This window comes from Streptomyces alkaliterrae (assembly GCF_007097205.2).
Taxonomy (GTDB): Bacteria; Actinomycetota; Actinomycetes; order Streptomycetales; family Streptomycetaceae; genus Streptomyces; species Streptomyces alkaliterrae.
The window spans coordinates 13,606-34,016 of record NZ_VJYK02000008.1 but is presented as its reverse complement, the minus strand read 5'-3'; the positions used below and the strand labels follow the sequence as shown (position 1 = coordinate 34,016).

Here is a 20,411-nt window from a genome sequence, read left to right as displayed (position 1 = left end):
ACGGGGCGGGGGCGCCGATCGACCGGTCAGAGCAGTGCCGGCGGACGGGCCGCCGTCGCCTCCCGGGTGGCCCGCTCCAACGCGCTGGCCAGCAGCGCCAGATCCGTCGGACCGTTGCCCAGCTCCCGCACCGGACGCCGGGTCGGCGGATCGCCCGCCCGCTCCCAGTCCAGCGCGACCACCGTCGGCCGGGTGGTGGCCGTCCGGGGGATGCGGCCGGTGACGCGGGCCCCCTGGAACGGCACCGCCGTGCCGTCCGGCCGGTGCAGCACACCCCGGCCCACCTGGTGCTCCTCGTCGCCCGGTTCGCCGTCCAGCGAGACGCGCAGTGCGGCACCCTGGTCGGTGAGGGTCTGCGCGGTGCGGTCCGGCCGCCCGGTCGCGGCGACCAGGTGCACGCCCAGCCGGGCGCCGTCCCGGGCGACGGACTCCAGCGCGCGGACCACCGAACCGGCCGCCGGGCGACCCGGGTTGCCCAGCGCCGGATCGACCAGCGCGTCGAAGTCGTCGACCAGCACCACCAGCCGGGGCGGCGGCCCGTCGACCGGCGCGACCTCGCCGTTGGCGGCGGGTCGGGAGGCCGCGGGGCGCAGCCGCAGCGTGCCCCGGTCGCTGTCCGGACCGGGAACCGGCTGCGGCCGGGCCGCGCCCTGCCGGCCGATCCGGGCAGTCGCCCGGTCCTGCGGATCCTCGGCGTCGCCCGCCTCGCGTGCGCCCGCCTCGTACCCGCGCGCCCCCGCGCCGTTCGCACGCGCCCACTCCTCGTAGGCGCGACCGTTGAACAGTTCGGCGCGACGCTTCAGTTCCGCGCTGAGCGCCTGGGCGAACGCGCGCATCCGCACCGGATCGCCGGCCGGCAGATACGTCGTGGCGTGCGGCAGCTCCGCGCACGCCATCAGCCCCCGGCCCTCACCGTCCCCGCCGCCGTCCCGCCCGTCGACGAGCACCAGCGCCAGCCGGTCCGGCCGGTCGAAGGCGCACAGCGAGGCGGCCAGCGAACACAGCAACTCCGTCTTGCCGCTGCCCGCGGTGCCGCTCACGAGCAGATGGCTGCGGTCGACGGCCAGATCGGCGGTGACCGGCCCGCGCCGACCGGCGCCGAACACCACCCCGGCGCCGCCCGACCGGTCGGCGACCGACGCCCAACGCGCCCGCAGCGCTGCCGGAGTAGCCCGGGCCAGCCCCAACTCGTCGAGCAGCCGGGCGCTCGACGGCAGCGCGGCGGCCGGCCGGTCGGCCGCGGGCAGCGCCCCCGACGACTCCCGCGCCGGCGCCAACGCCCGCGCGAAGCGCTGCGCCCACGCCGCCGACACCCCGTCCACCGTGGCCAGCTCGCCACCGGGATCGCCACCACGGCGCACCAGCCGCACGGCGGTCGCCACCGCCCCGCTCAGCAACGCCACCGCGCCGCAGCCCCGGAACGCCGGAAACGCCGAGTACGCGGCGGACAACGTCTCGGCCACCGGCGAGGACGGCGTGGCCGGCGGCGTCTCCGTCAGACACAGCACGTGCACGCCGGCGGCCGCTCCCGTGGCGGTGAGCCGGGCGACCGTCTCGCGCAGCGCGGCCGCGCCCGGATCGCCGTCCACCACCAGCACCGTGGCCGGCCCCCGATAGGCCTGCGCGGCGGCCCGTACCGCCGCCGGTTCGGCCGTCGCCCAGTCGGCGCCCAGCGGGCCGTCCTCCAGCCGGCGCACCAACTCGTCCGTACGGGCGGTGGCCTGCTCGCGGTCGAAGCCGAACAGCAGCCGGCAGTCCTGCCCGTGCTCAGGGCGCGGATGCGGCAGCCAACCGAGCCACGTCCAGTCCCGCACCCGGCGCCCCCGCCCGGCGGCCAGCACCACGACCTCCAGCGCGCTCGGCGGGTGCAGGGCGGTGAGCTGCGCCAACACCGAACGCGTCAGGCCGAGCAGCCGGGCGCGCGGCCCGGCCAACCCCAGCGAGCCGACCTCCCGCAGCCCCACGGTCAGCGGCACGGCCGAGGTGCGCCCGGACGGGTGCCGCGGCGCGCGGTGCGCGGTGCCCAGCCGGACGGTCAGCGCGTCCGGATGCCCAGGGCCGCGCTCCCACAGGCGCGGGCCGCCGTCCAGCGCGGTGAGCAGCAGTTCGGCCGCGTCCGGCCAGCGGCCGCTGCGGGGCTCGTCGGACGGCGGTGGCAGTGGAAGGCCGGGTCCGACGGGTGGGCCGCCGTGCGGTGCGCGCGGAGTGTGCGGCGTCGCGGCGTCCGGCGCGGGCGGTGTCGCGCTGTGCGCGCGGGGGTGCGGCGGATCGACGCGCCCGGGGCGTGCGCCCCAGCGACGCGCCCACGCGGCCAAGCCCCGTCCGCGCTGCTCGACGCCGTCCGGTCCCGGTCCGGTCGCCGAGGCCTCACCGCCCGGCGGGGGCGGGGTGGCGGCGCCGGGCACGAGCCCGGAACCGTGGGTGCCGTACGAGCCGTGGCCGCCGGGCCGGGCGCCGGTGTGCGCGCCCGGGTCCGCACCGGTGTGCAAGCCGGCCTCCGGCGTGGGGGCAAGGCGCTCGTCGGCGGGACGCGCGCCGACACACAACCGCAGTACCGACTCCCCGACCCGCAGCGCCGCGCCCGGCGGCAACGCCGCAAGCCGCTCCCCGACCGGCACCCCGTCGACCGTGGTGCCGTTGGTCGAACCCAGGTCCGCGACGGACACCCCGCCGTCGGCGGCCACCGCCACCACACAGTGCAGCCGGGAGACGTCCGGATCGTCGAGCACCACGTCGGCCTCGGCGGAACGCCCTATCCGCACCCGGCCCGCGTGCAGCAGGTACACGCCGCCGGAGTCCGGGCCGGCCACCGCCTCCAGGCGCAGCCCGCCCGGGGTCGGCGAGGCGGGCTCGTCGGCAGGCCCGTGCAGGGAGATCACCGCGCCGTCGACCAGCGGCGGTTCGCCGACGACCTGCCGCTGCGGGTCGAGCCGCCGCCCACCGGCGTAGACGGCGACCGTCTCGCCGCCGGAGGCCGGCTGCCCGCCGCCCTCGCCGCCCGGACCGGTCGCGGCGGCCAGCGCCGCGCCGAGCCCACCGGCGATCGCGGCCAGCACGGTGCCCGGGGGAGCGGTGACGATGACGTCGCAGTCCCGTGGCGCGCGGTCGCCGCCGCCCGCCGCGCCCGCTCGTCCGCCGCCACGCGGCCCGAGGACAGTGAGCCGGATCTGGTTCGGCATCGCCCCTCCCGGTTCGTAAACCATGCGCCAGACCGTGGGAGCATCCTCCCACCCGCCAGGTACGTTTGGTGACTCGACCGCCACTCAGTGATCTTGACTGGTCGGTCACCGGCGGCTGGTTGATCATATGTGGCGGAGTTCACACCACTTACCGTCACCCCGCTCCCACCGCCCGCAGCCGACCGTCGACGGCGGCAACCAATCCGGCGCCGCGCACGTCTAGCTGCCCGTGGAGCCGGACGTCCGAGCACGCCCCGGCCCCAGGGCAGGCCCTAAAGTGGAGCGGACGGACCGTCGGGGCGCGGTCCCCGTCCCGCGGTGGAAGCACGCCGCAGAGCGTTGATCACGATCAGGGAGCCGATGACGTGCGGCCGGTAGGCAGCAAGTACCTGCTCGAGGAGCCGCTGGGACGCGGTGCCACGGGCACCGTGTGGCGGGCCCGGCAGCGGGAGGCCGCGGGCGCCGAGGCGGCCGTCCCGGGCGAGCCCGGCGAGTCGGTGGCCATCAAGGTGCTCAAGGAGGAGCTGGCGAGCGACCCGGACGTGGTCATGCGCTTCCTCCGCGAGCGCTCGGTGCTGCTGCGCCTGACCCACGCCAACATCGTCCGGGTGCGCGACCTGGTGGTCGAGGGCGATCTGCTCGCCCTGGTCATGGATCTCGTCGACGGCCCGGACCTGCACCGCTACCTGCGGGAGAACGGCCCCTTCTCGGCCGTCGGCGCCGCGCTGCTGACGGCGCAGATCGCCGACGCGCTCGCCGCAAGCCACGCCGACGGCGTCATCCACCGGGACCTCAAGCCCGCCAACGTGCTGCTCGCCGACGGTCCGGACGGCATGCGTCCGATGCTCACGGACTTCGGCATCGCACGGCTCGCCGACTCACCCGGCATCACCCGCACCCACGAGTTCGTCGGCACCCCCGCCTACGTGGCCCCGGAGTCCGCCGAGGGCCGGCAGCAGACCCCGGCGGTGGACGTCTACGGCGCCGGCATCCTGCTGTACGAGCTGGTCAGCGGCCGTCCGCCGTTCGGCGGTGGGACGACGATCGAGGTGCTGCACCGGCATCTGACGGAGACCCCGCAGCGCCCCGAGCACACCCCCGATCCGCTGTGGACGGTCGTCGAGCGCTGTCTGCGCAAGCGGCCGGAGGAGCGGCCGAGCGCCGACGACCTCGCCCGGGCGCTGCGCACGGTCGCCGCCGGTCTCTCCCCGGACGCGGACGAGGCGGCGCGGGCCGCCGCGCTCGGCGTCGGTGCCCTGCTGGGCGCGGCGGGCGCCGGACGGGCGGCCGGTGACGCCGACCCCACGCAGGTGCTGCCCGCGGGCGCCGGCCACGACCCGAACGCCGCCACCAGCGTGCTGCCCGCGACCGGTCCGGACGCCGACCCGACCAGCGTGCTGCCCGCCACCGGCGGCGTCGACGGCCGGACGGCCGTGATGCCCCCGCTGCCCGACGGCCAGGCCGCGGGACAGGGCGCGGGCGCCGCTCAGGGCGGCGACCCGCACCCCTGGCAGAGCCAGATGCGGGCCGCCCGCGACCGCAACGAGCAGACCCAGTACCAGCCGCTGACTCCGGACGACGACCCACTGCGCCGCCGCCCGCGTCGCCAGCCCGCGCCCCAGCCGCAGCCCCGGCACCAGCCGCCACCCCCGCAGCAGCAGTACCAGCAGCACTACCAGCCCCAGCAGTACCAGCCGTACCAGCAGGGCTACGACCCGGCCGCCGACCAGCGTCACGCGGCGCCCCACCAGCCGGAGTCACGCCGCGCCGAACCGCGCCACCGCCCGGAACCGCGTCGCCCGGAACCGCGTCGGCAGGAACCGCGCCGCCCGGAGCCCCGCCGCTACGACCCGCCGCCGGCGCCCGAGCCGCGCCGGTCCCGGCAGCGCGGCGCCAACCCGATGCGAATCCCCGGCCTCGGCTGCCTCAAGGGCTGTCTGTTCATGGTGCTGATCCTGGCCGCGACCGTGGCGCTGGTCTGGAACTTCACCCCCGTTCCCGAGTGGGTCGCCCAGGGCAGGGGCTTCTGGGAGACGATGGTCGACTGGTTCAACGTGGTCAGGGACCGCGTCGCCGGCTCGGTCTGACCGGGCGGCGGGACCAGGCCAGGCGGCCGCGCACGGGCCCGGCGCGCGTTGCGCCGATCGGCTGACGGTCGGTGAGGAGATTTGTCGACATCTGCGGGGCTTTTTCCCGTACACAAGTGACAGTTCACGCCAACAGCCCTCCGGCCGACCCCGCTCGGCGCGTAGCTTTGTCGCCATGGCACGGAAGATCGGCAGTCGTTACACCGCTCACCAGATCCTGGGACGCGGCAGCGCCGGCACGGTGTGGCTGGGCTCGGGCCCCGACGGCCAGGTGGCCATCAAGCTGCTGCGCGACGACCTCTCCGCCGACCAGGATCTCGTCGGCCGCTTCGTCCAGGAGCGGGCCGCGCTGGTCAGCCTCGACCACCCGCACGTCGTCGGCGTCCGTGACCTCGTCGTCGACGGCAACGACCTCGCCCTGGTCATGGACCTGGTGCGCGGCACCGACCTGCGCAGCCTGCTCGACCGGGAACGGCGACTGCCGCCCCGGGCCGCCGTCTCCATCGCCGCCGACATCGCCGACGCGCTGGCCGCCGCCCACGCCGCCGGCTACGTCCACCGCGACGTCAAGCCGGAGAACATCCTGCTCGACGAGGCCACCCGGTCCGCGCTGCTCACCGACTTCGGCGTCGCGAAGCTCATCGACGAGCCCGCGCGCGGGGGCAGCCGGGTCGTCGGCACCCCCGACTACGTGGCGCCCGAGATCGTCGAGGGACTGCCGCCCCGCGCGGCCGTCGACATCTACGCCCTGGCCACCGTGCTCTACGAGATGCTGGCCGGCTTCACCCCGTTCGGCGGCGGCCATCCCGGGGCGGTGCTGCGCCGGCACGTCACCGAGACCGTCGCCCCGTTGCCCGGCGTGCCCGACGAGCTGTGGCGGCTGATCCACCAGTGCCTGGCCAAGGGGCCCGCGTCCCGGCTGCGCGCCGGCGAGGTGGCCGCCAGACTGCGGGAGATGTCGCCCGCGCTCGCCGGGATGCCCGCCCTGGAGATCGACGAGCCGGAGCCCGAGCCCGCCCACGAACCCGTCGGCGCCGCCGAGCCGGCCGGACACATCCACCCGCCCGCCAGCGGCGCCGTGCCGCTGGTCCACGGCGGACCCGACCCCGACTCGGCCAACCGCGAGACGCACACCAGCATGCGTGTCCCGGCCGTCGAGGAACTGGCGGGCGGCGCGCACGGCACCGCCCGCGCGCCCCGCGCCCCCGGCCAGCCGCGCGCCGGCTCCGCCCGTCACCGGGCTGCCGAGCGCCGCCGCCGGCTGCGGATCGTCGCCGCCGGGACGGCTGCCGCGGTCGGCATCGGACTGGGCGGCTGGCTGGCCTTCGGCGGCGGCGACGAGCCCACGCCGCCGGCCGTCGAACAGCCCACACCGTGACCGGGCCGTTAACCGTTAGGCTGGAGGCGTGGCAGTCGTCGATGCATCCGAAGCTCTGAAGTCCCTCTCCTCCACCATGGAGTCGATCGAGGCCGTTCTCGACCTCGACAGGATGAGGGCTGACATCGCCGCGCTCGAAGAGCAGGCGGCCGACCCCTCCCTGTGGGACGACCCCGACAAGGCGCAGCAGGTCAACAGCAAGCTCTCCTTCCTCCAGGGGCAGCTGCGCAAGGTCGAGGAGCTGCACGGCCGCATCGAGGACCTGGAGGTCCTGTTCGAGCTGGCCGACTCGGAGGACGACGCCGACGCGCGGAACGAGGCCGAGGCCGAGCTGGCCTCCGTCCGCAAGTCCGTCGACGAGCTGGAGGTGCGCACGCTGCTCTCCGGCGAGTACGACGAGCGGGAGGCGATGGTCTCCGTGCGCGCCGAGGCCGGCGGCGTCGACGCGGCGGACTTCGCCGAGCAGCTGCAGCGCATGTACCTGCGCTGGGCCGAGCGGCGCGGCTACCCCACCGAGATCCTGGACACCTCCTACGCGGAGGAGGCGGGCATCAAGTCCACCACCTTCACCGTGAAGGCGCCCTACGCCTACGGCACGCTCTCCGTCGAGCAGGGCACCCACCGCATGGTCCGCATCTCGCCCTTCGACAACCAGGGCCGCCGCCAGACGTCGTTCGCCGGCGTCGAGGTGCTGCCCGTCGTGGAGCAGATGGACCACATCGAGATCCCCGAGAACGAGCTGCGGATCGACGTCTTCCGGTCCTCCGGCCCGGGTGGCCAGTCGGTGAACACCACCGACTCCGCCGTGCGCATGACGCACATCCCCACCGGCATCGTCGTCTCCTGCCAGAACGAGAAGTCCCAGATCCAGAACCGCGCCGCCGCGCTGCGCGTCCTCCAGGCCCGGCTGCTCGCGCGCCGCCGCGAGGAGGAGCAGGCCAAGATGAACGCCCTCAAGGGCGACGGCGGCAACTCCTGGGGCAACCAGATGCGCTCCTACGTCCTCCAGCCGTACCAGATGGTCAAGGACCTGCGGACGGAGCACGAGGTCGGCAACCCGCAGTCGGTGCTGGACGGCGACATCGACGGCTTCCTGGAGGCCGGCATCCGCTGGCGCAAGCAGCAGGAGCAGACGGCCGGCTGAGCCCGCTGGCCCGCCCCGCCCCGTGCGACACCACACGCCCGGGGCGGCTTCGCGTACAACTCTTCCCGCCCCTCGCGCATCTGCATCTGCGGACTGACCGCTTGGCGGAGGGAGCACCGCATGACCAGAGCGCTGGTGGCCGGCGAGCAGCGGATGCTGCGGGAGGCGATCGCCGCGGCGCTGGGGCTGGAGGACGGCGTCAAGGTGGTGGCGCAGGCCGCGTCCGGCCAGGAGGCGGTGTCCGCCGCACGGGTATGCGGCCCCGAGGTGGCGCTCATCAGCACCCGGCTCCCCGGCGCCGCCGACGGGCGGGAACCGCCCTGCGGGGACGGCATCGACACGATCCACGCGCTCCGACTGGCCGTCCCCGGCTGCCGTTCGCTGGTGGTGTTCGGCGGCGCGCCAGGACCGGGCCAGGTGCGCAGCGCGCTGCTGGCCGGCGCGGCCGGCTACGTGCACACCGGGCTGCCCTTCGCCGACCTGGTCGCCGGGGTGCACGCGGTGGCCGCCGGGCATGCGGTCGGCGATCCCGAAGTGCTGCGGGCTGCACGGCGGATCGGCCGCAGCCCGCTCAGCGGGCGGGAGCGCCAGATCCTGCGGCGCGTCGCGACGGGCGCCGACACCGCCGACATCGCACGGGAGTTGAGTCTCACCGTCGGGACCGTGCGCAACCATCTCAGCGCCGCGGTCCGGAAGCTGGCCGCCCGCACGTCCGTCGACGCCGTGCGGATCGCCGCCGACCACGACTGGCTCCGCGACCCGGGCTGACGTGCCCCGAGTGAGACGGGCGAGTCAACAGGTGTCGGCTTGATGGGGTTTGTGTGTCGAATCCCTCACACCCGTCCGTCCGTGACGCCAACCGATCGCCCACTGCGGACATTTCGCCCGGACCTCGCTTGACGCTGCAGTCTTTACTGGCAAAGCTGTTCGCTCGGCAGGCGTGTGCCTGGCATCGTGCGTGTACGCGGGGGGCGTCTTCAACTGTCCCGGCCCGTCTCAGGGCTCGGCCTTTCAGGGTGTGTCCCCCCGTCGCGGGGCCGGCTCGGCAACGCCGAACCATGACAAAGACACAGCTACTGGGGGTAGTTGGTAGTGACCAATAACAAGACGCGTGTGCGCATCGCGCGGATCGCGGCCGGTGCCGTGTTCGCCGCGGGCCTTTCGCTGACCGTCGCCGGTGTGGCCCAGGCCAACCCGGTGTCGGACGCCGTCGACACCGTTCTCGGCAACGACGCCCCGGAGGTGCCGGAGATTCCGGACGACCCGGAGGAGACTGACGACACCGACATCCCGGGCGACCCGGAGCCGGAGCCCACCGAGTCGGAGCCGGAGCCGGAGCCGACGAACCCGGAGCCGGAGCCCACGAACCCGGAGCCGGAGCCGACGAACCCGGAGCCCGAGCCCACGAACCCGGAGCCGGAGCCCACCGAGCCGGGTAAGCCCACCGAGCCGGGTAAGCCGGGCAAGCCGGGCGAGCCGGGTGGCCCGAACCCGGACGGTTCCACGGCGCCTGACGGCACCGCTCCGAACTCCGGTGGCAAGGACCAGATCACCACGCCGCAGAAGCCCGCCCCGCAGGGCGGTCAGGAGAAGCAGGACGAGCTCGCCGAGACCGGCGCCATGGAGACCACCTTCCTGGTGGTCGGCGCCGCGACGATGATCGCCGGTGGTGTCGGCTTCCGTCTGCTGCCGCGTCTGATGGCGCGCGGTGGCGCCGCGGCCGCCTGATTCACCACTTCGTGTGGCGCCACGGCGTTTGACCGTGGCACATGCCGGTGACGTCGGCGGGTTGGCGTGAGGCGGCCCGCCGACGACGTCGCACAGAGGCACGTACGCAGAGGCCGGGTTCGGACACAGCCAGTGTCCGAACCCGGCCTCTTGTGTATGCGCCGCGTGCCGGCGGCCTACGTGCCGGCGGCCTGGTGGGCCAGCAGGGCCACCGCGAGCAGCGTGAGCAGCAGCGCCAGCAACGTCGCGGGGGTGAGGGAGATCAAGGGGCCCTGCCGGTGCCGGCGGTCCCGCTCGGCGCGGCAGACCGCGCAGCGGGCCTCGCTGACCGGCCCCGCGCAGTTGGCGCACACCAGTCGGTCGCAGGTCATCGAGCCTCCTCCTCCCCCTGAGTCCGTTCCGGTAGGTGTCGCGGCGCCGGCGTACGCCGGACACCGACGTCCACGTCAACGCCGTCGACGTCCGATTCGTTCCCGGTCGGGTGGATCGCCGCCGGGTGGGGGTCCACTCTGCCAGGATCGACCGTCCGGTGCACGGTGTCCCTTCCAGGCGGCCGGACGAGGTGGACGCGAGCCGCTGACACACGGCGAACCCGCCAAAGCGGGGCACTATGCGACGTTCGCACCGGTCCGTCCCGGCGCGGCCTGGGGGCAAACCGGACGCGGACTGCGACGCCCGGTCCGATTCGCGTATGGTCGCCCACACCGAGGAGAGTCGCCGCCGCGATTCTCGTAGCCCCTACCCAGGTCGACGTGGTGTAAATCAGTGATTCGATTCGACAACGTCTCCAAGCGCTACCCCAAGCAGAACCATCCCGCCCTCCGCGACGTGTCGCTGGAGATCGAGCGCGGTGAGTTCGTCTTCCTGGTGGGCTCCTCCGGCTCCGGCAAGTCCACCTTCCTGCGGCTGCTGCTCCGGGAGGAGCGCGCCAGCGAGGGCCAGGTCCACGTGCTCGGCAAGGACCTGAACCGGCTGTCCAACTGGAAGGTCCCGCACATGCGGCGCCAGTTGGGCACGGTCTTCCAGGACTTCCGGCTGCTGCCGAACAAGACGGTCGGGGAGAACGTCGCCTTCGCGCTCGAGGTGATCGGCAAGCCGCGCGGGCAGATCCGCAAGACGGTGCCCGAGGTCCTCGACCTCGTCGGACTCGGCGGCAAGGACGACCGGATGCCGGGCGAGCTGTCCGGCGGTGAGCAGCAGCGGGTGGCGATCGCGAGGGCGTTCGTCAACCGGCCGATGCTGCTGATCGCCGACGAGCCGACCGGCAACCTCGACCCCCAGACCTCCGTCGGCATCATGAAGCTGCTCGACCGCATCAACCGGACCGGGACGACGGTCGTGATGGCCACCCACGACCAGCAGATCGTCGACCAGATGCGCAAGCGCGTCATCGAGCTCGAGAAGGGCCGCCTCGTCCGCGACCAGTCCCGCGGCGTCTACGGCTACCAGCACTGAGCGGCTACGGCTCCCAGCACTGAAAGGACGCCATGCGCGCCCAGTTCGTCTTCTCGGAGATCGGCGTCGGTCTCCGTCGCAATCTCACGATGACCTTCGCCGTGATCGTCTCGGTGGCGATCTCGCTCGCCCTCCTCGGTGGCGCGCTGCTGGCCGGCCAGCAGGTCAACCAGATGAAGGGCTACTGGTACGACAAGGTCCAGGTCTCCATCTACCTCTGCAACAAGACCGACGCGGCCACCGCGCCGGCCTGTGCCCGGGGCGCGGTCACCGGGCAGCAGAAGCGTGAGATCAAGGCCGACCTCGAGAAGATGAGGGTCGTCGACAAGGTCTACTACGAGTCGAGCGAGCAGGCCTTCAAGCACTACAAGGAGCAGTTCCCCGACTCTCCGCTGGCCCCCTCCCTGACTCCGGACCAGATGCAGGAGTCCTACCGGGTCAAGCTCAGCGACCCGGAGAAGTTCGAGGTCGTCAGCACGGCCTTCTCCGGTCGGCAGGGCGTGCACTCGGTGCAGGACCAGAAGGACCTGCTGGAGGACCTGTTCAACCTGCTCAGCGGAATGAACCGGGCGGCCCTGTTCCTGATGGCGCTGATGCTGATCGTCGCCGGCCTCCTGATCGTCAACACGGTGCGGGTGTCGGCGTTCAGCCGCCGACGGGAGACCGGCATCATGCGGCTCGTCGGCGCCTCCAGCTTCTACATCCAGATCCCGTTCATCATGGAGGCCGCCGTGGCCGGCCTGTTGGGCGGCCTGCTGGCCTGCGGAATGCTGATGAGCGGCAAGTACTTCCTCATCGACCAATGGCTGCGGGAACAGATCCCGCTCATCAACTTCATCGGCTGGGACTCGGTGTTGAAGGTGCTTCCGCTGGTGCTGGCGGTGGGCGTCATCATGCCCGCCTTTGCAGCCTTCCTCGCACTGCGCAAGTACCTGCGCGTGTGACACCGGTGTGAGAAACGCCGCGAGCGCCCCTCATGCGATCCGGCCAGACGATCATGCTGCTGCCCTAGACTGACGCACCATGTCGGGCACACGGATGTTCGTCGAGCCCCGCCGCATGCGCCGCGGGGCCGCCCTGACATTCGTCTTCGCGGGCGTCCTCCTCACCGGCTTCGCGACCGGCTCCTGGAGCGAGGAGGCGGAGGGCGGCGAGGCGGCCGGACCGCGCGGGACGCAGGGCACGCCGATAAGCCCCAGCGGCGCCGCCGACCCCGCCGTGGAGGACGTCCACCAGGCCAACGACGCGCACAAGCTCGTCAGCCGCAGCGGCGACCGCTGGTCCGCCGCCTACAGCGCGCGCGAGTACGAAGGCCTCCAGCAGGCGCTCGACGGGCGGTACGTCGGCGTCGGCATCGCCGTCCGCCGCGCCTCGGGCGGCGCCCTGGAGGTGGCCCGCGTCACCGCCGGCAGCCCCGCCGACCGGGCCGGCGTCCGCCGCGGCGACCGGCTGCGGGCCGTCGACGGCGAGGACGTCCGCGAGCTGCCCGTCACCGACGTCGTCGCCCGGCTGCGCGGCGACGACGGCGAGCGCGCCGCGCCCGGCGGCAGCACGGTGACCGTCGACGTCGGCCGGGACGGCCGCGCCCGGGCCGTCACCCTGCGTCGCGCCAGCCTCTCCACCGAGCCGGTCACCGTCGAACGGCTCACCGCCGACACCACGCGCATCAAGGTCACCGCCTTCACCAAGGGCTCCGGCGACGAGGTCCGCCGGGCCGTCCGCCGGGTCCCGGAAGGCAGCGGCGTCCTGCTCGACCTGCGCGGCAACGCCGGCGGCCTGCTGCACGAGGCCACCGCCGCCGCCGCGGCCTTCCTCGACGGCGGCCTCGTCGGCACTTACGGCGACCAGGAGAAGGAGCACGCCCTCCACGCCGAGCCCGGCGGCCAGACCACCGCGCCGCTTGTCGTACTCGTCGACGGCGGCTCCATGAGCGCCGCCGAACTCGTCGCCGGCGCACTCCAGGACCGGGACCGGGCCGTGGTCGTCGGCAGCCGCACCTTCGGCAAGGGCACCGTCCAGATGCCCCGGGAGCAGCCGGACGGCTCGGTCGCCGAACTCACCGTCGGGCACTACACCACCCCCTCCGGCCGGGTCCTCGACGGCGAGGGCCTGACCCCCGACGTCACCGTGCGGCCGGGCGAGCGCGCGCTGGACAAGGCCCGCACGGTATTGAGTGGCCTCGCGGCCCGAGATTGAGCCACAATGGCCCGGCTATGGCAAAAGAGACGGGTCGCAAACTCATCGCGCAGCACAAGAAGGCGCGGCACGACTACAACATCCTCGACACGTTCGAGTGCGGTCTCGTACTGACCGGGACCGAGGTCAAGTCGCTCCGCCAGGGCCGCGCCTCCCTCGTCGACGGCTTCGGCCAGATCGACGCCGGCGAGGTGTGGCTGCACAACGTGCACATCCCCGAGTACAGCCAGGGCACCTGGACGAACCACAGCGCCCGTCGCAAGCGCAAGCTCCTGATGCACCGCGCCGAGATCGACAAGCTCATCGGCAAGCTCCAGGAGACCGGTCTGACCCTGGTGCCGCTCCAGCTGTACTTCAAGGACGGCCGGGCCAAGGTCGAGCTCGCGCTCGCCCGGGGCAAGAGGGAGTACGACAAGCGGCAGACCCTGCGCGAGAAGCAGGACCGCCGTGAGGCGGACCGCGCGATCTCGGCGGCCCGCCGCCGCAGCCGCCGCTGACCCGGCGGCGCTGCCGCCGGGGCCGGCCGGGCGCCGTCCGCCCCGCTCACCCGACCGGTGGGAATGTGCTGGCACCCCGCCGTGTTGTTCACGTACGATGGTGGCAACACCGCCGCCGGGCCCTCGGGCCCGACGTGCTTGTCAACTCAACATGGGGATGATCGGTTTCGACAGCGGATGTCGAAGTAGGGGAAGCGAGCCGAGGAACGCGGCAATGATCTCGCTAACCATGTGCCGCAAAAAAATAATCGCCAACACCAAGCGCGATTCCTTCGCCCTCGCTGCCTGATCAGCGACTTGCGAAGTGTCAGCCCGGGTGCGTTCCCGACCCGGTTCCTGGCATCAGCTAGGGAACTCACCGCGTAGACCCGGTCACGGGGTCTGCCGGGACATCAAACAGTGACTGAGCCCGTCGGCAGCTTGTCTGCGTGACTGCCGGGGCTGAGAAAATCGAAGCAGACTGCGCTCGGAGAAGCCCTCCTTCCGCACCGTTGGACGCGGGTTCGATTCCCGCCATCTCCACTGTTCAAGGCCTTGGGGCCGTGTCGGCGACGACACGGCCCCAAGGCCTTTGCCGTGCCCGCCCGCCCGGGCGGCATCAGCCGCCACCGCCCCGAACGTCGACACCGGACAGATCAACACTCGCCTGCCGCTTCATACGTTCCGCCAATTCCGCGTTGGTCGGCCTCGACGCCTCCCTGATGACAAGCGCCAGCAGGTATTCCTGGAGGGACTGACCGGCTGCGGCCGCCCGCGCCTCGACGCGCCGGGCGACATCTTCGGGGACGTTCTCGATGGTGAATGCGGTCGTGGGCACGAAGGTGAATGCGGTCGTGGGCACGACCGTATTCCGCCCTCAGAGCAGCCGGTCCGCTGAGATTCCGTCCGTCGCGGTTCAGCCGCCGTAGTAGTAGCGGGCGTTGAGGATCTTCACTTCCTTGTCGTCAGCCCGGTACACCAGTCGGTGCTCGTCGTCGACCCGTCTCGACCAGAAGCCGGACAGGTCTCCCTTGAGAGGTTCGGGCTTGCCGATGCCGGAGAAGGGCGTGCGCTGGATCTCGCCGATCAGACGGGTGATGCGGCGTGCCATCCTGCGGTCCGAGCTGAGCCAGAAGAGGAAGTCCTCCCAGGCGGCGGGGTCGAAGTGAACACTCCTCACTCCTCGCCTCCGGTCAGCTCTCGCAGCTCGTCGAGGGTCTTGGTGATGTCAGGGGACGACGACGCCTTGTCGCGCGCAACGGCCTCCATGAGGCGTCGCGCGTTCGCGGGGGAGCGTAGGAGATAGATGGTCTCCTGCCACGAGTCATAGTCCTCTGCGGACATCAGGACCGCGTCGCCGCCCTTGGAGCTGATGCGGACCGGCGTGTGGTCGTCATTGACCCGCTTGATAAGCGGGAAGAGGTTCTGGCGAGCCTCGCTGGCGCTTATGGTCATCGGTCACGCTCCCATCTTCCGGTACAAGAAAACGGTACCGCACCTGTACCGGTTTTGGGTACCGGTCGGACTCGGTGCCGCACGGTGGGTGCTGAACTGCTGTCAGTAGTGGTCTAGACCTTGACGTGGGCATGGCTGGGTCGTGTACTGGGTGCGATCAACCCCCCACTGCAAGCGAGGTGGTCCCCCCATGTCCAGAACCAGACTTCTCTCCCTCCTCTCGGCAGGTGTGCTGCTCGGCGTGCTCGCCGTGTTCCTGCCGAACCTCGGAGGCGGCGGGCAACAGGCGCGCGCCAACGAGGCGTGCGCGGCGCCGTGGAGCGCCTCGAAGGTCTACTGGGGAGGCGACGTCGCTTCCCACAACGGCAGCAACTGGCGCGCCAAGTGGTGGACGCAGGGGGAGACCCCCGCAGGCGGCGTCGCCGTCTGGGAGCACCGGGGCGCCTGCGGCGGCACCGGCCCAGGCCCCGGGCCCGGCAACCCCGACTTCGTCGTCTCGGAAGCCCAGTTCAACCAGATGTTCCCGAACCGGAACCGCTTCTACACCTACCAGGGCCTCGTCGGCGCGCTCAGCGCCTACCCAGGCTTCACCAAGACCGGCGACCAGGCCACCCAGCGCCGTGAGGCCGCCGCCTTCCTCGCCAACGTGCACCACGAGACCGGCGGGCTCGTCCACATCGTCGAGCAGGACCGCAACAACTACCCGCACTACTGCGACACTTCCCAGCCCTACGGCTGCCCCGCCGGCAACGCCGCCTACTACGGTCGCGGCCCCATCCAGCTCAGCTGGAACTTCAACTACAAGGCCGCGGGCGACGCCCTCGGCATCGACCTGCTGCGCAACCCGCACCTCGTCGAGAACAACGCCGAGGTCTCCTGGAAGACCGCCCTGTGGTTCTGGAACACCCAGACCGGCGCCGGTCGGATGACCGCGCACAACGCGATCGTCGGCGGCCACGGCTTCGGCGAGACCATCCGCACCATCAACGGCGCGCTGGAGTGCAACGGCGGTCAGCCGGCGAAGGTGGAGAGCCGCGTGCGGCTCTTCGAGCAGTTCAGCTCGGTCCTCGGCACGACCCCCGGCGGCAACCTCCGCTGCTGACCCGCGCGCCGTGCGGCGGACGCCGGCGGCGGGCCTCTCCCCGATCCCGCCCCTTCCCGTTTCCCGGGGCGCTGCCCCGGACCCCGGGACGGGCGGGAAGGCGTCCTCAAGCGCCGGACGGGCTGAAGTGGTTTGCGGGGCGGAGGTCCTGGTTGTGATGGTGGAGGTTCGAACGCCACCGGATCGGGCGGGAATCCGTCCCGGGCGCGTTGAACGGAACCGGGGAGGGGTGCGTACTTGTCGGCGTAGTAGTTGGCAGGAACGTGACTCGAAGGGCTTCGAGCGGTTCTTGGCAAAGCGAGACAAGAAACCGCCGCACACTTCACCGGGGGTCCGTGGTGAGTGAGGATGCCGCCGTGGCTGACCGAACTTCCCAGGAAGACGCACTCATCCGCGCGCTGTACGACGAGCACGCCGGGCCGCTGCTGGCCTTCGTGCTCCGACTGGTGGGCGGCGACCGGCACCGCGCCGAGGACGTGGTGCAGGAGACACTGGTGCGCGCCTGGCGCAACGCGGAACAGCTCCAGAGCGCCACCGGCTCCATCCGGCCCTGGCTGGTGACCGTCGCACGACGCATCGTGATCGACGGGCATCGCAGCCGCAGGGCGAGACCACAGGAAGTCTCCGCCACCGGGATGGCCCCGCTGGAGGCCATCCCGGCGGCGGACGAGATCGACCGGGCGTTGCGCATGATGACGATCTCCGAGGCCCTGGGCGACCTGAGCGACGCCCACCGGGAAGCCCTCATCGAGACATACTTCAAGGGCCGCACGGTCAACGAGGCCGCGCAGGCGCTGCGGATACCGCCGGGCACGGTGCGTTCCCGGGTGTACTACGCGTTGCGTTCCCTGAAGCTCTCGCTTGAGGAAAGAGGAGTGTCGGCATGACGTCGCCAGCGCACCACAACGACGTCGGCGCGTACGCGATAGGCGCGCTGGACGCCGCCGACACCGCACGGTTCGAGGAACACCTGGCGGTCTGCCAGCCGTGCGGGAACGAGTTGGACGAACTGCTGGGCCTGGGGCCGCTGTTGGCGGAGTACCGGGAGGGCGCGGCCGGTGGCGACGTGGAGACGGCGCTGGTGCCGCAGCCGAGCGCCGCGCTGCTGGACCGGCTGCTGGACACCGTCTCCGCCGAACGGCGCAAGCGTCGGGTGCGGCGGCTGGTGCTGGTCGCGGCGGCGGTGGCGGTGCTGGTCGCCGGGCCGTTCGCGGGCTCCGCGCTGCTGGACCGGGAGTCGGCGGGGCCGCCGGACGCGGTGCAGGCGGCGTTCCAGGCGGGCGAGAAGTTCCGGGGCACCGATCCGGAAACGAAGATCGACGCGACGGTGGCGCTCACCGAGAAGCGCTGGGGCACCGAGGTCGCGATGCGGCTGGCCGGGGTGAGCGGGCCGCAGACCTGCGGCCTGATCGCGATCGGCAAGGACGGCAGCGAGCAGACCGTGACGACCTGGGCGGTGCCCGAGGAGGGGTACGGCTGGGACAAGCCGGCCTACTACGTGGGCGGCGCCGCCTACGACCCGGCCGAGATCGACCGCTTCGAGGTCCGCACGCTGGACGGCGAGCGCCTGGTGACCGTGCCGAAGTAGCCGCCCGGCGGCCGACCGGTCGCTTGAGCCCCCCCCCGCACCGCACGCCCGGTCTGTGCCGGGCGTGCGGTGCGCGGTGTGCCGGGGCGCTCTCGTGTGCGCCGACGGCCCGGCGTCGCGTACGGTTGACGGCTGCCCTGAGAACAGCAGAAGGGGGCCGGTGCGTTGGAGGCGCAGGACACAGGCGTACGCGACCGGGAGATCCAGCGCGAACAGGAGTACCTGGACGCGGTCTACCGGAGGCTCGAGGAGAAGATCGGTGAGGCCGAGTTCCTGATGGACAACGCCGTGCGCGGCGGCCAGGTCGGCACACCAGGCGCGCTCGCCGAACGGGACGCCCAGGTGTTCCGCGCCGGTGTGCACCTGCACCGGCTGAACAGCGAGTTCGAGGACTTCCTCTTCGGCCGCATCGACCTGCTGCCGGGCAAGGACGGCAAGCGCGGCCCGGACGGCGCGTACACCTCCGTCGAGCCGGCCGAGGACGCCGTGCGCCCCGACAACACGGCCGACATCGCCGAGACGCTGCGCATCGGCCGCCTCGGCGTGCTGGACGCCGACTACACGCCGCTGGTCATCGACTGGCGGGCGCCGGCCGCCGCGCCGTTCTACCGGGCCACTCCGGTGTCGCCGGGCCGGGTGGTGCGGCGCCGGGTCATCCGCTCCAAGGGGCGGCGGGTGCTCGGCGTGGAGGACGATCTGCTGCGCCCGGAGCTGACCGCGTACCTGGACGGCGAGCAGCTTGTGGTGACCGGCGACGGCGCGCTGATGGCGGCGCTCGGCCAGGCCAGGACGCACACCATGCGGGACATCGTCGCCTCCATCCAGGCCGAGCAGGACGTGGTGATCCGCGCCCCGGCCGCCTCGGTCACCGAGGTGACGGGCGGCCCGGGCACCGGCAAGACCGCCGTCGCCCTGCACCGCGCCGCCTACCTGCTCTACCAGGACCGCAGGCGGTACGCGGGCGGCATCCTCGTGGTGAGTCCGACGCCGCTGCTGGTCTCCTACACCGAAGGGGTGCTGCCCTCGCTGGGCGAGGAGGGCCAGGTCGCCGTGCGGGCCGTCGGCGCGTTGGTGGACGGCGTGGAGGCCACCGTGCACGACCGGCAGGAGGTCGCCCGGGTCAAGGGCTCCTCGCGCATGGTCAAGCTGCTGCGGAAGGCCGCGCGCGGTACCCAGGAGCTGGCCGCCGCGAACGCACCCGAACGGCTGAGAGTGGTGGTGTCCGGGGCGCGGGTGGAGCTGGCCGCCGAGGAGCTGGCGGAGATCCGGCAGCAGGTCCTGAGCAGCCAGGCGCCGGTGAACTTCCTGCGGCCCCGGGCGCGCAAGCTGCTGCTGGACGCGCTGTGGGCGCGCGGCGGCGGCGCCCGGCGGCACGACGACCCGGAGCTGGCCGCCGAGGCGCGGGAGGCGTTCGACGAGGACGTCTCCGCCGAGGACTCCTTCACCGACTTCCTGACCGCCTGGTGGCCCGAGCTGGAACCGGCCCGGGTGCTTGCGGCGATGGCCGACGAGCGGCGGCTGTCCCGCTGGTCGCGGCGGATCCTCCAGCACCGGGAAGCGCGGCTGCTGGCGAGGTCGCTGGCCCGGCTGGGGCCGGACGGCAGCGGTCCGGTCTCGGTGCACGACGTGGCGCTGCTGGACGAGCTGCGCGGCCTGCTGGGCGCACCGGCGAAGCCGAGGAAGCGCGAGGCCGACCCGCTGGACCAGCTCACCGGGCTGGCCGAGCTGACCACCGCCGCCGACCGCGATCCCACCCGGCGGGACTACCGCGCGCCGCACGAACGCGCCGAGCGGCGGGAGTACGCGCACGTCATCGTCGACGAGGCGCAGGACCTCACGCCGATGCAGTGGCGCATGGTCGGCCGGCGGGGGCGGCAGGCCACCTGGACGGTGGTCGGCGATCCGGCGCAGTCGTCCTGGTCCGATCCGGACGAGGCGGCCGAGGCGCGGGACGAGGCGCTGGGTACCCGGCCGCGTCGGCGCTTCGAGCTCACCGTGAACTACCGCAACCCGTCCGAGGTCGCGGAGCTGGCGTCCCGGGTGCTCGCGCTGGCGATGCCGGGCGCCGTCCCGCCGACGGCGGTGCGCTCGACCGGTCTGGTGCCGCGCTTTCAGGTGTTCGGCCGGTCGCCGCGCGAGGCGGTGCGGGCCGAGACCCGGCGGCTGCTGGCCGAGGTGGACGGCACGGTCGGCGTCGTGGTGGCCATGGGCCGCCGGGAGGAGGCCCGGGAGTGGCTGGCCGACCTGGGCGAGGGCGCGGACCGGGTGGTGCCGCTGGGCAGCCTGGAGGCGAAGGGCCTCGAGTACGACGCGACGGTGGTGGTCTCGCCGGCGGAGATCGCCGACGAGTCCCCGGCCGGTCTGCGGGTGCTGTACGTGGCGCTCACCCGGGCGACGCAACGGCTGACGGTGATCTCCGGGGACCGCGATCTGCCGGACGAGCAGGGCGTTCCCGACCTGCTGCGGGACTGACACCCGGTCGGCCGAGGGATCTAGGCGATCGGGAATCACCATCGGCGGACCTTTGTTAGCCTGACTGTGGCGTCGGCCCGATCCATGCCCCCGGGCCCAACCTTCGTCGCTACGAGCGACCACTTGCCGCGAGGCGAGCTGGCGGGTCGGC

General features: G+C 72.9%; 18 protein-coding genes and 1 other RNA gene. 14 read left to right on the top strand and 5 right to left on the bottom strand.

Annotated elements, in window-relative coordinates; translation table 11 throughout:
- Positions 1–26: 26 nt before the first annotated feature.
- Positions 27–3,203, bottom strand: a complete 3,177-nt coding sequence (locus tag FNX44_RS01805; protein WP_228449533.1) for an FHA domain-containing protein — start codon at positions 3,201–3,203, stop codon at positions 27–29.
- Between the two features lie 341 nt (positions 3,204–3,544).
- Here FNX44_RS01805 and FNX44_RS01800 point away from each other — a divergent pair, with 341 nt between their 5' ends.
- The 5 genes from FNX44_RS01800 to FNX44_RS01780 all read left to right on the top strand — a co-directional run bounded on the left by FNX44_RS01800 (position 3,545) and on the right by FNX44_RS01780 (position 9,516).
- Positions 3,545–5,266 carry a serine/threonine-protein kinase gene (locus FNX44_RS01800; protein WP_143646116.1) on the top strand — a complete coding sequence of 574 codons (1,722 nt, stop codon included), beginning with the start codon at positions 3,545–3,547 and terminating at the stop codon, positions 5,264–5,266.
- A 175-nt stretch (positions 5,267–5,441) separates the two neighbouring features.
- A complete protein-coding gene (locus FNX44_RS01795; RefSeq protein ID WP_143646115.1) occupies positions 5,442–6,644 on the top strand; it encodes a serine/threonine-protein kinase in 1,203 nt (400 codons plus the stop codon).
- Between the two features lie 28 nt (positions 6,645–6,672).
- Positions 6,673–7,788, top strand: a complete 1,116-nt coding sequence (gene prfB, locus FNX44_RS01790; protein WP_143646114.1) for a peptide chain release factor 2 — start codon at positions 6,673–6,675, stop codon at positions 7,786–7,788.
- Between the two features lie 120 nt (positions 7,789–7,908).
- Positions 7,909–8,556, top strand: a complete 648-nt coding sequence (locus FNX44_RS01785; RefSeq protein WP_143646113.1) for a LuxR C-terminal-related transcriptional regulator — start codon at positions 7,909–7,911, stop codon at positions 8,554–8,556.
- Between the two features lie 345 nt (positions 8,557–8,901).
- Positions 8,902–9,516 carry a hypothetical protein gene (locus tag FNX44_RS01780; protein ID WP_323369018.1) on the top strand — a complete coding sequence of 205 codons (615 nt, stop codon included), beginning with the start codon at positions 8,902–8,904 and terminating at the stop codon, positions 9,514–9,516.
- Between the two features lie 176 nt (positions 9,517–9,692).
- Here FNX44_RS01780 and FNX44_RS01775 read toward each other — a convergent pair whose 3' ends face one another.
- Positions 9,693–9,887 carry a hypothetical protein gene (locus FNX44_RS01775; protein ID WP_143646111.1) on the bottom strand — a complete coding sequence of 65 codons (195 nt, stop codon included), beginning with the start codon at positions 9,885–9,887 and terminating at the stop codon, positions 9,693–9,695.
- Between the two features lie 394 nt (positions 9,888–10,281).
- Between FNX44_RS01775 and ftsE the strand changes: the two genes are divergently transcribed.
- The 5 genes from ftsE (at position 10,282) to ssrA (ending at position 14,189) form a co-directional block, all read left to right on the top strand.
- Complete coding sequence (ftsE, locus tag FNX44_RS01770; protein ID WP_143646110.1) at positions 10,282–10,971, top strand: cell division ATP-binding protein FtsE; 690 nt, start codon at positions 10,282–10,284, stop codon at positions 10,969–10,971.
- Between the two features lie 32 nt (positions 10,972–11,003).
- A complete protein-coding gene (ftsX, locus tag FNX44_RS01765; protein WP_143646109.1) occupies positions 11,004–11,915 on the top strand; it encodes a permease-like cell division protein FtsX in 912 nt (303 codons plus the stop codon).
- A gap of 79 nt (positions 11,916–11,994) precedes the next feature.
- Positions 11,995–13,167, top strand: coding sequence for a S41 family peptidase (locus FNX44_RS01760; RefSeq protein WP_143646108.1), 1,173 nt, complete (start codon positions 11,995–11,997; stop codon positions 13,165–13,167).
- Positions 13,168–13,184: 17 nt separating this feature from the next.
- Positions 13,185–13,664 (top strand): SsrA-binding protein SmpB, encoded by a 480-nt coding sequence (gene smpB, locus FNX44_RS01755; protein WP_143646107.1) that lies wholly within the window; start codon positions 13,185–13,187, stop codon positions 13,662–13,664.
- A gap of 153 nt (positions 13,665–13,817) precedes the next feature.
- Positions 13,818–14,189: a transfer-messenger RNA gene (gene ssrA / locus FNX44_RS01750) on the top strand.
- Between the two features lie 73 nt (positions 14,190–14,262).
- On the opposite strand, the gene FNX44_RS01745 is transcribed toward ssrA, so the two are convergent.
- The 3 genes from FNX44_RS01745 to FNX44_RS01735 are packed head-to-tail and all read right to left on the bottom strand — an operon-like array spanning position 14,263 to position 15,098.
- Positions 14,263–14,505 carry a FitA-like ribbon-helix-helix domain-containing protein gene (locus FNX44_RS01745; RefSeq protein ID WP_185203236.1) on the bottom strand — a complete coding sequence of 81 codons (243 nt, stop codon included), beginning with the start codon at positions 14,503–14,505 and terminating at the stop codon, positions 14,263–14,265.
- Between the two features lie 54 nt (positions 14,506–14,559).
- Entirely contained in the window at positions 14,560–14,823 is a 264-nt protein-coding gene (locus tag FNX44_RS01740; protein ID WP_143646106.1) for a Txe/YoeB family addiction module toxin, read from the bottom strand.
- The gene (locus tag FNX44_RS01735) at positions 14,820–15,098 is read right to left on the bottom strand and encodes a type II toxin-antitoxin system Phd/YefM family antitoxin (RefSeq protein ID WP_143646105.1); all 279 of its coding nucleotides are present in this window, start codon (positions 15,096–15,098) and stop codon (positions 14,820–14,822) included. The genes FNX44_RS01740 and FNX44_RS01735 overlap by 4 nt, the downstream gene beginning before the upstream one ends.
- Positions 15,099–15,288: 190 nt before the next feature.
- On the opposite strand from FNX44_RS01735, the gene FNX44_RS01730 reads away from it, so the two are divergent.
- The 4 genes from FNX44_RS01730 to FNX44_RS01715 all read left to right on the top strand — a co-directional run bounded on the left by FNX44_RS01730 (position 15,289) and on the right by FNX44_RS01715 (position 20,260).
- Positions 15,289–16,200 carry a glycoside hydrolase family 19 protein gene (locus FNX44_RS01730; protein WP_143646104.1) on the top strand — a complete coding sequence of 304 codons (912 nt, stop codon included), beginning with the start codon at positions 15,289–15,291 and terminating at the stop codon, positions 16,198–16,200.
- 356 nt (positions 16,201–16,556) lie between these two features.
- A complete protein-coding gene (locus tag FNX44_RS01725) occupies positions 16,557–17,087 on the top strand; it encodes a sigma-70 family RNA polymerase sigma factor (RefSeq protein ID WP_323369017.1) in 531 nt (176 codons plus the stop codon).
- Positions 17,084–17,788, top strand: a complete 705-nt coding sequence (locus tag FNX44_RS01720) for an anti-sigma factor family protein (protein ID WP_143646103.1) — start codon at positions 17,084–17,086, stop codon at positions 17,786–17,788. The genes FNX44_RS01725 and FNX44_RS01720 overlap by 4 nt, the downstream gene beginning before the upstream one ends.
- A gap of 165 nt (positions 17,789–17,953) precedes the next feature.
- Positions 17,954–20,260, top strand: a complete 2,307-nt coding sequence (locus FNX44_RS01715; RefSeq protein WP_143646102.1) for a HelD family protein — start codon at positions 17,954–17,956, stop codon at positions 20,258–20,260.
- Positions 20,261–20,411: the final 151 nt, after the last annotated feature.